Below are 13,010 nucleotides of genomic sequence, written 5' to 3' on the forward strand. Positions count from 1 at the left end.
GACGTTCTATCTGCCCCTGGGGAGGCTTATAGTTTGACTGACATCAGACAACTAATATTCATTGTGCATGGCTCCCATGCACTTATGACAAATTTACGCAAGGGAAGCCGTGCGCGAGGCGCGCGCCAGCGCCATCATGCGACGCGGTTAAATTTATTATCAAAGTCTTACGACGCGTTTAGGCAATTTTTAAATGTGACAAGCTAGAGTGGCTCTCGTGGTCTTGAGTTGTGTAGAGAGTCCAATGACCGAAATGATACGTCCCCGAGTGAAATATGTCATCGGCCCCGATGGCAGCCCGCTGACGATTGCGGATTTGCCGCCGCCGAATACTCGGCGCTGGGTAATTCGCCGTAAGGCAGAGGTTGTCGCAGCTGTGCGCGGTGGCCTGTTGAGCTTGGAAGAAGCTTGCGAACGCTATACCCTGACCGTCGAGGAGTTTCTCTCCTGGCAGTCATCCATCAACAGCCATGGTCTTGCCGGCCTGCGCACCACGCGCATCCAGCAGTATCGCCATTGATTAATTATTGAAGTTGATTCCATTTCAGTTCGGGCCGACCGCACATCGCAGGATGTGAAGCCGGCCCGAAGCTTTTGCTGCTTTCCGGCTTTTATTTTATTGCCGAACTGAACCGACGCTCTGAAGCGCGGCCAGCGTCCACAAAGACCACTCGGACAACGGCTGCGCGAGCAAGGCTCGACAATCCTGTCAGCCACCTCCCCTTTCATCGAACAATCCGTCACCGTGAGCGGCCTTTGCTTTGCGCCGGCGCCATGGCACGTTTGCTTCAACGCAATCGAAAGGAAGGCAGTCGGGATGAAGATCACCAACGAAGAAAACGCATCGGGCGGCCGCTACGTCGCCGAGCTCGAAGGCCATCAGGCCGAAATGACCTATTCCCGCACATCGCCGACACTCATCATCATCGATCATACCGGCGTGCCGGATGCGCTGCGCGGCAAGGGCGTCGGCCAGGCGCTGGCGCTGCATGCGGTCGAAGCCGCCAGAACCGGTGGCTGGAAGATCATCCCGCTCTGCCCCTTCTTCAAGGCGCAGGCGCTTCGCCATGAAGAATGGCGCGACGTCATCAACTGATCTTCTGAAGTCGAGAAACGCCAAAAGCCATGTATGACGGACAGCACGCCCGTCATGCATGGCTTTTATGAGATGACACCCCAGATGCCCGAAGGCATCGATCATCCTGGCTTAGGCTCGTGCCCGAACCGCCCCGTCGCGCTCTTCGAGCGCGGCAGCGCGTGCATATTCCGCCTGCATCTCTTCGAGCGTCTGCTCCAAGGCCTCTTCCTGCATCCTCAGTTCCTTGATCGAAACCTGAAGATTGTCCGCGCGCTGGCGTGCTGCCTTCGCGAAGGTGGGATAGGCGAAGTGATTCGGGTCGGAAATGCCGGACTTCTTTTCCTCGACGACGATCTGGCTCTCCAGATCCTTCGTCATACGGTCAAATTCAGACATCATCATCTGCAACTGCTGCAGCTGACGACGCTTTTCGTTCACCTGAAACTCTTTCAGACGAACTAGGCTCTCACGCGACTTCATACGCATTACTCCAGTGATGCGAGACCCCGGCTTCACTTGAAACCGCCCATTAGCTGCCGCTGTCATGCGACTTGCCCAAAAAATTTCCCTCGGCGTTAACAAAAACCTACCGCTGGTAACCTTTCGTTTACGGGCATCGTTAATGATAGTGCCGATGATTTAAGGGTCGGTAAACACAACTACGCGATTTCCGGTCCGTTTCATTGGTGAGTCGAATGAATCGCTTGCCGGCCTTTCTTAATGTAACAGTTGAGGATAAGGCCTTGCGGATTCTCGTTGGAAAACAGCGGAATGGACAAAATATTTAATAAATTGATTACCTCTTGCCAGAGTGAATCAGAATTTGTTAACCATTTCGTGGCAGCTTCCAAATCACGCAGTGACATTTCTGTATCGCGTAGGGGCCAGACCACCTTTCGGCGGCGGTAAAGGGGATAAGAATGCGGGTACTACTCATCGAAGATGACAGCGCGACAGCGCAGAGCATCGAACTGATGCTCAAGTCAGAAAGTTTCAACGTCTACACCACCGATCTTGGTGAAGAAGGCGTCGATCTCGGCAAGTTGTATGATTATGATATCATCCTTCTTGATCTCAACCTTCCAGACATGTCCGGATATGAAGTGCTCCGCACTCTCCGTCTGTCCAAGGTTAAAACACCGATCCTGATCCTCTCCGGCATGGCCGGCATCGAGGACAAGGTTCGCGGTCTCGGCTTCGGCGCCGACGACTACATGACCAAGCCTTTCCACAAGGACGAACTGGTTGCTCGCATCCATGCGATCGTCCGTCGTTCCAAGGGTCACGCCCAGTCGGTCATCATGACCGGCGAACTGATCGTCAACCTCGACGCCAAGACCGTCGAAGTCGGTGGCCAGCGCGTTCACCTGACGGGCAAGGAATACCAGATGCTGGAGCTGCTTTCGCTCCGCAAGGGCACCACCCTCACCAAGGAAATGTTCCTGAACCACCTTTACGGCGGCATGGACGAGCCGGAACTGAAGATCATCGACGTCTTCATCTGCAAGCTGCGCAAGAAGCTTGCAAACGCTGCCGGCGGCGCAAACTACATCGAAACCGTCTGGGGCCGCGGCTACGTTCTGCGCGAGCCTGACGGTGCCGAATACGCCGAAACAGCCTGATATCCGATTTCGGTCCCTACGCCGATCATCCTTAAGATCCCGCCTTCACGGCGGGATTTTTTGTGTCCGTGAATAGTCTGAAACGACAAAAGCCGCCCTGAAGGCGGCTTTTGCGATTGAATCGAATGGAAATATCAGGCTGCGATGGCGCGATTGCCGAAGACCGCGGTCAGGATCTTGCGATCGAAGGGCTTCAGCAGGAAATCCGTGGCCCCTGCCCGCTTGCCCATCATCAGTTTCTTCAGGTCGGCCTCGATCACGCAATAGTAGATCTTGACCTCCTTGCCGCCTTCCATGGCACGAACCGCCACGATCAGATCAAGCGCGCCATCCATGGATGAATCGACAATCAGGTAATCAGGCAGTTCCACCTGGCAATGGGACAATGCTTCGCTGGCGCTGGAGGCTTCACTGACCATGAAGTCGAGTTCAGAGAGAATCCGCTTCCCGACTTTACGAACGACGTCCGACGAATCGGTGATCATGAACCTTTGCATCGCTGCTCCATTGCCCAGCTTCTGTCCCGGCGGGCATCTTCACGGGCAAGGATAGAAACATTCGGCTAAGGAAGTATTACTTCGATACAAGCAATGTGCCGGGAATCTATCCCGGCGCTGTTTTAGATCAGGCCGGAATGACTTCGGCGGTGAAGACGATCTCTTCGGCGCTGGCGCTGTGGCCAAGCTTCATGCCGCACTCTTCCGCGAGCAGCACGGCGTAATAGGGCTGGATCGTGTGGGCATCGATCGCTTCTTCGATCTCACCCGTCGAAATCTCCACGAACTTCGGCGGCAGGCGCATCAGCTTGCCCTTGGCGACGAGCGTGAACTTCGCGTCGAATTCCGGGTTCTCAAGCGTGATATCGATCTGTCCACCGCGCGGAATGGACGAGTAGGCAACCAGGAACAGGTTCAGCAGCAGCTTGACGCGGTTCTTCGCGATGATCGCGCGCGGACCGTTCCAGACCACTTCGGTCTTCTTCTCGGCGGCGGCGAAATCCTTGGCGGCGCGCTCGGCTTCGCCAGTGTCGATCGAAGCGCCGACGGAGCCGGAAGCGCCGAAGGCAAGGCGTGCGAATTTGAGACGAACCGACGCGTTCAGCGCGCTGGTGCGGATAAGATCCATGGCGTCTGCATCGGCGCCGCCCTCGTCGAGCAGTTCAAGGCCGTTGTTGATCGCGCCGACGGGCGAGATGACGTCATGGCAAACACGGCTGCAGAGAAGCGCGGCCAGATCAGGGCCGGTCAGGGTAAGGTTTGGATTCTTCGACATCATTGTCTCCAAGAAGGCGGTGATTCATTCCGCCACACATATTGCTTCATCATTGCACGAAGTTTGCGAGCGTACTCGGCGCCATAATGACACCATATTTGGTAAACCGATTGTTAAGACCATCCGCGCAAAATGATAGAAACGCCGGAAACGGCACCATGTATCGACCATGATGAACGGATGACACCATGCGCCCCTCAATCCTAGGAAGATTCCTGGCCGACTGCCGGCGGGTATCACTGCTCGCGATTTCGTGCCTGATGCTCGTCGCGACGCAGGCCGCGGCTCAGCAAGCCAGGAGTGATCAATACTCGGTTCAAGAAATCGTCGACGCAGGCCACTCCTTCTTTGGCTCCACCAGCGGCGGCCTTGCCAAGGCGGTCGAGGCGGCCTTCCAGAAGTACGGCTTGCCGAACGGCTACATTCTCGGCCAGGAAGGCTCCGGCGCCTTCATCGCCGGCCTGACCTATGGCGAAGGCCAGTTGAACACCAAGAACGCCGGCGAGCATCCGCTCTACTGGCAGGGTCCCTCGCTCGGCATCGACTACGGTGGCCAGGGCACGCGCGTCATGATGCTGGTCTACGACCTGCCCTCGACCGATGCCATCTATGCCCGCTTCGGCGGCGTCAGCGGCCAGGCCTTCGTCATCGCCGGCTTCGGCATGACGCTGCTCAAGAACAACAACGTTCTCGTCGTGCCGATCCGCACAGGCGTCGGCGCCCGCCTCGGCCTCAACGTCGGCTACCTCAAGATTACCCCAAATCCGACCTGGAACCCCTTCTGATAATGCCGTCACGGCGAACTCTGTGTCGCCGTGACCCATCCGCCACTTGCCCTAACGGCGTTGGCCGCTTAATCATTGGCTGACGCAAATCAACTTCTGGAAGCAGTGGCCTCGCCGTGATCGAATACGCGCTCTTGTTCGGATTGGGCTTTCTGGCCGCGGCGTTCCTGGTTTTCCTCGTATCGCCGGCCGTCCATCGCCGTATCGTCTGGTATACGGAAAACCGCATGCGCGCGACGATGCCGCTCAGCCCCCAGGAAGTGCGTGCGCAAAAGGACATGGTCCGCGCGCTTTATGCCGCCGAAAACGCCCGCACGACGCAGGATCTGATTCGCGAACGCGAAAAGTCGATGTCGCTGCAATTGAAGCACGACCAGATCGCCCGCGACGCCGGTCACTTCGCCTCCGAGATCAGCGCGCTTCAGGCCCAGATCGCCGACATGAGCGTCGAGGCTGCCGAACTGCGCTCGCATCTGCGCAAGGACGAGAATTATATCAGCCAGCTGAAGACCAGCCTGCATATCGCCGAACAGTCCAGTGCCGCCAAGGAAGGCGAGCTCGACGCTCTCCGCATCCGCCTGAACAAGATCGTCGAGCAGACCGACAATCTGAAGATCGACATGGCCGCGCGTGAGACCGAGCTCGAGAACCTCAATTTCAAGCACAGCGGACTGCGCACCGAACGCGACGAGCTTCGCCAGGACGTCGGCCTGCTGCAGAAGCGCGCCAAGGATGCCGAACAGAAGCTGACGCAGCAGGAACACGCTGTTCTGCGCCTGGAAGACCGCGCCGAGCGCGACAAGGCGGCCCTAGCCGACAAGGAAGCGCTTCTGACGCGCCGGCAGCAGGACCTGACCAAGCTCAAGGATCAGGTGAAGGCCGCCAATGCCGACATGCGCAAGGCAAACCGTGCGCTTCGTTCGGCCGGCCTTGCTCCCCTCGTTCTCATCCCGCCGCAGGAAAAGCCCGTGCCGGAAGAAGCCCCGATCTCAGAACTCGACACCGCCGCGGTCGCAGCGCGCCTCGCCGAAGAAGTGCGCGCCCGCAGCGCCGCCGTTTCCGAGGAAATCCTCGCCGCCAGGCTGAACACCTCCAACGACGGCGCGATCCGCGAGGAGATCGCAACCATCGCGGCCGACATGGTGGCCCTGACCGCCATCAATGAAGGCAAGTCCTCGCCGATCCGCGAGCTGCTGCCTGAGACGGCGGAAACGAAGGAAGGCGAGCGCATTGACCTCGCCCAGCGCGCCGCCACGATCCTGTCGCAGCCCGGCTAAGGTAGGTCGCCAAGAGTTTTCAGATACGCTTGGCCGTGGAAGACATGGCAAACAGCGCGATGCCGGTTGCGGTCGCGACGTTGAGGCTATCGAGCCCCGGCGATTGCGGAATGCGGGCGCTGCGGAAGCGCGACAGCACCGCCTGCGGCAACCCCTCGCCTTCCGTGCCCACGACCAGCGCCATGCGCTCCGAGGCCGGAATGGAGCGGATATCGACCTCGCCACGGGGCGACAGCGTCCAGATGGCGAAATCCCGCTCTGCCAATTGCGTGAGCAGCTCAACCGCATCACCACCGCGCTGATAGGGAACGCTCAATACCGATCCGACTGAAACGCGCATCGCCTTGCGATAGAGCGGATCGCAGGAGGTCTCGTCGAGGAAGATCGCATCGGCATCAAAGGCGGCCGCATTGCGGAACATCGAGCCGGCATTGTCGTGATTGGAAATGCCGCAACCGACCAGCACCAGCGAACGCTGAGGCAACCGATCGATCAGCGCCCCGCCCTGTGGCTGCCGCCGCCCAAGCGCTAGCACGCCGCGATGCAGATGGAAGCCGACGATACGGTCGAGCACATCCGCTTCCGCGACGTAGACGGGAACGCCCTCCGGCAGTCGCTCGAGAATATCGGCGACACCCTCGACACGGTTGCGCAGCAAGAGCACCTTCTCGGCCGCGAAATCGCCGCCCGCCCTATGCGCCTCGGCCAGCATGCGCAGCACGACGGTGCCCTCGGCGATAAACCGGTTATGCCGCCCGGTCAGATCGCGTTCGCGAATATCGCGAAACTCGGCGATACCAGGGTCGTCGGCATTGTCGATCGCAATGAGCCGAGGGGCCATCGTTCTCAGCCGCCGTTGACGGTCACGTCGGCAATGATGCTTCCGGCCTTGATGTCGAACACCAGCGCCTTGGCCACGCCCTCGGCCGTCTTGCCGAAGAACATGATCTGGCCGCCCGAAAGCGAAGAGGACTGGAGAACGAAGCCGGCAGGCAGGTTTGCCGTCACCGAAACCGGCGCATCCGACGGAATTCCGGCTGATGTAATCGCGACCGGCTCCTTCGCTGGCGCCCGCATCGTCTTGTAGACAACCGCGCCGAAGACCGCCATAAGGCTCACGAACATGATGAAGCCGGAGACGATCTGCAGGCGGATCATCTTGCGTCGGACATTTTCCATTGCCGGATCGAGGGGCTTTTCTTCCTGATCGTCTTCTGGCTGGACATTCGTCATATATGGCGTTCCATTCTATAAAATACTTCGGAGAAGAAGCCTCTTGAGCGACCCCTTTAAACAAGCAGCCGGCAATATGAAAGTCCTGACGGCGGATGAACATGCCGAAGGCCGGCTTGATGCGTGGATGACGGCTCAGCTCGGCGAGGAATTCTCCCGCAGCCGCATCAAGGTGCTGATCAAGGAAGGCCAGGTCACGTCGAAGGGATCAGTCGTCGCCGATCCGCAGAAGAAGGTCCGCCCCGGCGACGTCTTCGAGATCAACCTGCCCGAGCCCGAGGACCCGACGCCGAAGGGCGAGGATATCCCACTCGACATTCTCTATGAAGACGACGACCTGATCGTCATCTCCAAGCCATCCGGCATGGTCGTGCATCCGGCCGCCGGCAACTGGACGGGAACGCTGGTCAACGCGCTGATCTATCACTGCGGCGATAGCCTGTCGGGCATCGGCGGCGTGCGCCGTCCCGGCATCGTCCACCGCCTCGACAAGGACACGACGGGCGTCATGGTCGTCGCCAAGAACGACGTCGCGCACCGCCACCTCTCCGCCCAGTTCGCCGACCACGGCCGCACCATGCCGATCGAGCGCGCCTACCAGGCCGTCGTCTGGGGCCGTCCGCGCACATTGACCGGCAGCATCGACGCGCCGCTCGGCCGCGACACCGGCGACCGCACCCGCCGCGCGGTCAAGCGCCCGGGCACCGCCGATGCCGATGAGGCCATCACCCATTACGAGGTGATCGAGCGTTTCCACGAGACGCCGGATGCGCTGTCGCTGGCCTCTCTCGTCGAGTGCCATCTAGAAACCGGCCGCACTCACCAGATCCGCGTCCACATGGCCCATATCGGCCACCCGCTCCTCGGCGACACCGTCTATGGCGCAGGCTTCAAGACCAAGGCCAACCTCCTACCGGATGCCGCCAAGAAAGCGGTCAACAGCTTCGGTCGCCAGGCGCTGCACGCCTATATGCTGCAGTTCGAGCATCCGCGCAGCGGCGAACTCATGCGCTTCGAGGTCCCCCTGCCCGATGATATGGTGGCGCTGGTCGACGCCTTGCGGAATGCCGAACTGTAACGGCATCGTGAACCGGGCTTGAGCCTTGAACTACGGTTTCGCCACACTTATCTCTACAGTGACTTCGTGCGGGCTTTGACAAAGCCGCACGTTCCCGGTTCGCCTTCAAGACGCAGGGACGCGTCCAAGCGGGGATCGGAATTCAGATAGGAGGGTGCAAGAATGGCCCGAAGCAGTTTGCCGTCCATTACCGCCGGCGAAGCCGGTCTCAACCGTTATCTCGACGAAATCCGCAAGTTCCCGATGTTGGAGCCGCAGGAAGAATACATGCTGGCAAAGCGGTATTCCGAACACGGCGACCGCGAGGCTGCGCATCGTCTCGTCACCAGCCACCTGCGTCTCGTCGCCAAGATCGCCATGGGTTATCGCGGCTACGGTCTGCCGATCGGCGAAGTCGTGTCGGAAGGCAATGTAGGCCTGATGCAGGCCGTCAAGAAGTTCGACCCGGAACGCGGTTTCCGCCTGGCAACCTATGCCATGTGGTGGATCAAGGCCTCGATCCAGGAATATATCCTGCGGTCCTGGTCGCTCGTGAAGATGGGCACCACCGCCAACCAGAAGCGTCTGTTCTTCAATCTGCGTCGCCTCAAGGGCCGTATCCAGGCCATCGACGAAGGTGACCTGAAGCCGGAACACGTGGCAGAGATCGCAACCAAGCTGCGCGTCTCCGAGGAAGAAGTGATCTCGATGAACCGTCGCCTGTCCGGCGACGCCTCGCTCAACGCGCCGATCAAGGCGTCGGAAGGCGACAGCGGCCAGTGGCAGGATTGGCTCGTCGACGATCATGACAGCCAGGAAGACGTGCTGATCGAGCAGGACGAACTCGACACCCGCCGGCGCATGCTGGCCAAGGCGATGAGCGTTCTGAACGACCGCGAACGCCGCATCTTCGAGGCACGCCGCCTCTCGGAAGATCCGGTGACGCTGGAAGATCTGTCGAGCGAGTTCGACATCAGCCGCGAGCGTGTGCGCCAGATTGAGGTCCGCGCCTTCGAAAAGGTCCAGGACGCTGTCCGCAAGGACGCGCTCGACCGCGCCAAGGCCGTCCGCGTCGTCGAAGCCACGGCGTAAGCGAAACAATCCCCAAAATACAAAGGGCGGGTCTCACGACCCGCCCTTTTTGTTTACAGGGTTCCCAGCACCGCCGCGCCCGCCAGCAGCAAGCCCGTCAGGATATTTGCCAGGAACAGCCGATAATTCACCTCCGGGCGAACAAGGTCGATCCGCCCGGTCTGCCACGCAAGATGGGCGGCAATCACCAGAATTCCGAGCATATAGGGCAGCGACATGCCGAGCAGCCAGCCGCCGAGCGCCCATGCGCCAACGGCCAGACCGTAGAAGACGCCAATGATCGCCTTGCCATGCCGGCCAAACAGGATCGCCGTCGATTTCAGCCCAAGCCGGGTATCATCCTTGACGTCGACATAGGCATAGACCGTGTCGTAGCCGATCTGCCATGCAATCGCCCCGCCCCACATCAGGATGGCCCCAAGCGGGATGTGCCCGGCGACCTCGGCCCAGGCCATCAGCATGCCCCAGTTGAACGCCGCGCCAAGAACGGCCTGTGGCCAGTGTGTGAAGCGCTTGCATAGGGGATAGATGAAGACGAGCGGCACGACACAGATCGCAACAAGCCGTGTGTAGGGCGAAAGGAAGAACAGCAGCGAGGCCGCCAGCGCAAGCTCAACCGCCAGAAAGCTCAGTGCCTGCGGGATACCAAGCTGGCCATTCGCCAGGGGCCGGAAGCGCGTCCGCTCGACATGGCCGTCAAACTTGCGATCGGCGATATCATTGACGGTGGACCCGGCGCTTCTCATCAGCAGGGCGCCGAGCGAGAATATCACCAGCTGCCGAATATCGGGAAAGCCGTGCGACGCCTGAATGAGTGCCGCCCAGCACGGGAAAAGCGTGAGCCATATCCCCACGGGACGATCTAGCCGCGCCAGACGCGTGTAGGGTCGCCATGCTCTGGGAACCCTGCGCTCCACCCAGTCGTCGAGGTTGATATCGCTCAAATCCGGGCGGCTTGCAGCGGTCATCTTGTCCAAACTCCAAATCCAGAAGGCCCGGCAACGAAGTGGGCCGATCTCGTCAAAAAGGGCAAGTCTTGCGACCTGCCCTTTCCTGTATCTGTTCAGTCTGGACGACCAGCCTTACTGGCTGGTCGAGACGTCGCCGGCTGCGTTCCATTCGCGGATCGCGGCGTTGAAGGCTTCGATGCCGGTCTGGCCTTTCTGCATGGTCAGAAGCGCGCGGCGGCCGTTGCGATAGGTGATCGGGATGTCGATCCAGTCGCGCGTCGACAGAAGGTCGAGATTGGCCTTGCGGGCATCCGGGTAATCGTTGAGCGCGATCATATGGAAGTCGTCGGTGATCTTCGCCGGTACCGCGACGAGCGCATCACCACGATCCTGCTCGGTCCGCTTCATCGAAATGCGCTGAACGCTGTCGATCGCGCCACCTTCGAAATTCGCCGGCAGCGAGAACACCATCTCGACGATGTGGCTGGCAGGCAGCGACGGATCGGAGTTGCGCTTGAAGTTGATCTGCGCCGTGAGGTTCCGCTCGGGCACCGTCAGCGTGCCCTGGACGGACGCTTCCTGCTTGCCATCGGCGCCGGCCTCATGATGCAGGCTCCAGACGATCGAGCCCTGGATCGCCGTCGGCGAGCTCTGGCCGATGCGCTCTTCGTAGAGGAACATCTTCTCGCTTGAACCGGCAGGCGCGGTCTGGCCGGCGGCGGGCGGCGTCGCGGATGCTGCGGCACCGGGTGCGGTCGTGCCGGAAGCGGCTGCCGGCGGTGTCGTGCCTGCGGCGGCCGGTGCGACCGGGTCGGCGGACGCGACATTCTGCTCGGCGACGGACTTGCCTTCGGCAACCTGCGTGCTTGGTGCGGCGGCTGGGCCGCTATCGACCTCGGTGCCATCGGCCATCAGCCGCTGCGTGAACTTGTTGCCGGCGGCCGAACCGTCGGCGGAAGCCGCACCGTTCTGCGCGGCATCAGGCGTTGCAGCAGCCGGCTTGGCATCGCTTGTCTGGTCGGCGGGCGCGGTGGTGCCTGCAACAGGTGGCGGCGTCTGCGCGGTCTGCGATGGTGCGGCACTGACAAGGCCCTTGACCATTTCGGTCAGCGCGGCCTGGTGCGTATAGGCGGCATAGCCGCCGCCACCGACAACGCCCAATGCGATCAGAAGCGCGATGATGGAACCGATGCCGAAACGACGGCGCTTCGGCTCCATACGGAAATTCTTGCCCTGGAACTTCGAGGCGATGTCGTCGTCGCTGTTGCCAACGGACAGGCCATCGTCATCCTCGGCAACGACGCCGCGGTTGTCATAGCCGCGAAGCCTTGTTGCTTCCTGCCAGTCATCGCCGGCGAGAGGCTCGTTTTTCGGCGTCGGTCCGCCATGAATTTCGGAGAAGAGATCGACATCCTCGTAGGATGTGGCAGCCGGTGTCTTCTTGTCGTTGTCGATCGGCGGCAGATCGTCGAACGCGGCCGCTTCCCAGGAGAAGCTCTCATTGGCGGGCGGCATCTTTGCCGGTGCAGCCGATACCGGCGCCGACGCGTAGTCGATGCTCGACACCACCTCGTCGAAGGCACGCGCCGCATCGTTGGCGGCGGGTGCTGCATGCGAGGTCTCGGAGAACTGGCGCAGCTCCTCGAGCGCCCAATCGGTCGGCTCAACCGTCTTCGTGGACGGTTCCGGTACTTCTTCCGCCGGCTCGTTCCAAACCGGATCGAAATGACCGGCGGCGTCGGCATGAATGGGATCGTCCTGCGTCTGCTCGACGAACTGATGCGGCGGCTCGAAAACCGGAACCGGCTCGACGAGACGATTGCTCAGGTCGAAATCGCGCGCGACCGACTGCGCCCGCGGCGCGTCGTCGATGACAGGCTCGGCATAGGGCTCAACGTCGGGCGCGGCAGCGAAATCATGGCCATGCGTCTCGCGCACGGCATCATACTGATCCTCGACCGGCAGCTGCCAAGGCTCGACCGTCTCCGGCTCGGAAGCAGCGGACACATGCGGCGCTTCCTCGAACACGGGCTCGTCATGGGAATGCGCGGGCTCGTGATAGAGTTCAGGCTCAGGCTGAACTTCAGGCTCTTCGTGCACCTCGGCGGCATGCACCGGCGCCGGCTCTTCGTAAACCGGCTCCTCATGCGCGACTGGCTCGTCAGCAACCGGAGCCTCGGGCTCGACGGGCGCTTCGTAAGCCGGTTCCTCGTAAACGGGTTCTTCGTGCGCGGGCGCCTCGTAGGCGGGATGCTCGTAAGCCGGTTCGGCTTCCGGCGCCTCTTCCGCCTGTTCGGCGACTGGCTCGGGGGCCGCGGTAACCTCGGGCTCGGGCGCGACTTCCGGCTCCGCCGGCGCTTCCGTCACCGGCTCGGCGACAGCGGCATGATCCTCGGCCGGCAGCGCATCGGCATGCTCGGCTTCGACTTCACGAATGGCGGCTTCGAGCTTTTCCAGCTGGCGCTGCAGCATGGCCTCGGGCGGACGCGGCTTCATGTTCTCGAGCTGCCGCTGTACGGCACCGCGAGCACGCTCGTAAACCTTCACCCGCATATCGGGAGTGTTGTCGGTCAGGCCGTCAACCGCCCGCCGGATAACTGCGATAAAATCCGCCATACGTACTTTCTCTAAGAGTGTGGTTCGC

At 61.0% G+C, this 13,010-nt stretch carries 14 protein-coding genes; 7 read left to right on the forward strand and 7 right to left on the reverse strand.

What is annotated here, in order from left to right:
* Positions 1-244: 244 nt before the first annotated feature.
* Positions 245-520, forward strand: coding sequence for a CtrA inhibitor SciP (sciP, locus tag J5286_RS16790; RefSeq protein WP_007533628.1), 276 nt, complete (start codon positions 245-247; stop codon positions 518-520).
* A gap of 297 nt (positions 521-817) precedes the next feature.
* Positions 818-1,096, forward strand: a complete 279-nt coding sequence (locus J5286_RS16795) for a GNAT family N-acetyltransferase (protein ID WP_113008332.1) — start codon at positions 818-820, stop codon at positions 1,094-1,096.
* A gap of 111 nt (positions 1,097-1,207) precedes the next feature.
* Here the strand turns inward: J5286_RS16795 and J5286_RS16800 are convergent, their stop codons facing one another.
* On the reverse strand, positions 1,208-1,558 hold the full coding sequence (locus tag J5286_RS16800) for a hypothetical protein (RefSeq protein ID WP_018897078.1): 351 nt from the start codon (positions 1,556-1,558) through the stop codon (positions 1,208-1,210).
* Between the two features lie 440 nt (positions 1,559-1,998).
* Here J5286_RS16800 and ctrA point away from each other — a divergent pair, with 440 nt between their 5' ends.
* On the forward strand, positions 1,999-2,700 hold the full coding sequence (gene ctrA, locus J5286_RS16805; protein WP_003542362.1) for a response regulator transcription factor CtrA: 702 nt from the start codon (positions 1,999-2,001) through the stop codon (positions 2,698-2,700).
* A gap of 134 nt (positions 2,701-2,834) precedes the next feature.
* Here ctrA and J5286_RS16810 read toward each other — a convergent pair whose 3' ends face one another.
* Entirely contained in the window at positions 2,835-3,197 is a 363-nt protein-coding gene (locus tag J5286_RS16810; RefSeq protein ID WP_018897077.1) for a response regulator, read from the reverse strand.
* Between the two features lie 127 nt (positions 3,198-3,324).
* Entirely contained in the window at positions 3,325-3,975 is a 651-nt protein-coding gene (chpT, locus tag J5286_RS16815) for a histidine phosphotransferase ChpT (RefSeq protein ID WP_026282744.1), read from the reverse strand.
* Between the two features lie 185 nt (positions 3,976-4,160).
* Here chpT and J5286_RS16820 point away from each other — a divergent pair, with 185 nt between their 5' ends.
* Both J5286_RS16820 and J5286_RS16825 read left to right on the forward strand, forming a co-directional pair.
* The gene (locus tag J5286_RS16820) at positions 4,161-4,757 is read left to right on the forward strand and encodes a DUF1134 domain-containing protein (RefSeq protein WP_209191364.1); all 597 of its coding nucleotides are present in this window, start codon (positions 4,161-4,163) and stop codon (positions 4,755-4,757) included.
* A gap of 116 nt (positions 4,758-4,873) precedes the next feature.
* Complete coding sequence (locus J5286_RS16825; protein ID WP_209191365.1) at positions 4,874-6,034, forward strand: coiled-coil domain-containing protein; 1,161 nt, start codon at positions 4,874-4,876, stop codon at positions 6,032-6,034.
* A gap of 19 nt (positions 6,035-6,053) precedes the next feature.
* On the opposite strand, the gene J5286_RS16830 is transcribed toward J5286_RS16825, so the two are convergent.
* The gene (locus J5286_RS16830) at positions 6,054-6,875 is read right to left on the reverse strand and encodes a TrmH family RNA methyltransferase (RefSeq protein WP_209191366.1); all 822 of its coding nucleotides are present in this window, start codon (positions 6,873-6,875) and stop codon (positions 6,054-6,056) included.
* 5 nt (positions 6,876-6,880) lie between these two features.
* Entirely contained in the window at positions 6,881-7,267 is a 387-nt protein-coding gene (locus J5286_RS16835; protein ID WP_018897072.1) for a hypothetical protein, read from the reverse strand.
* Positions 7,268-7,310: 43 nt separating this feature from the next.
* On the opposite strand from J5286_RS16835, the gene J5286_RS16840 reads away from it, so the two are divergent.
* Both J5286_RS16840 and rpoH read left to right on the forward strand, forming a co-directional pair.
* Positions 7,311-8,345 (forward strand): RluA family pseudouridine synthase, encoded by a 1,035-nt coding sequence (locus J5286_RS16840; RefSeq protein ID WP_209191367.1) that lies wholly within the window; start codon positions 7,311-7,313, stop codon positions 8,343-8,345.
* A gap of 162 nt (positions 8,346-8,507) precedes the next feature.
* Positions 8,508-9,416 (forward strand): RNA polymerase sigma factor RpoH, encoded by a 909-nt coding sequence (gene rpoH / locus J5286_RS16845; RefSeq protein ID WP_018897070.1) that lies wholly within the window; start codon positions 8,508-8,510, stop codon positions 9,414-9,416.
* Between the two features lie 53 nt (positions 9,417-9,469).
* Here the strand turns inward: rpoH and ubiA are convergent, their stop codons facing one another.
* Together ubiA and J5286_RS16855 are read right to left on the reverse strand one after the other, a co-directional pair.
* Positions 9,470-10,384 (reverse strand): 4-hydroxybenzoate octaprenyltransferase, encoded by a 915-nt coding sequence (gene ubiA / locus J5286_RS16850; protein WP_209191368.1) that lies wholly within the window; start codon positions 10,382-10,384, stop codon positions 9,470-9,472.
* Between the two features lie 114 nt (positions 10,385-10,498).
* Positions 10,499-12,982, reverse strand: a complete 2,484-nt coding sequence (locus J5286_RS16855) for a hypothetical protein (RefSeq protein ID WP_209191369.1) — start codon at positions 12,980-12,982, stop codon at positions 10,499-10,501.
* Between the last annotated feature and the right edge of the window lie 28 nt (positions 12,983-13,010).

Origin of the sequence: Rhizobium sp. 16-488-2b, from assembly GCF_017741815.1 — a bacterium.
In the GTDB taxonomy this organism is placed as follows: domain Bacteria; phylum Pseudomonadota; class Alphaproteobacteria; order Rhizobiales; family Rhizobiaceae; genus Rhizobium.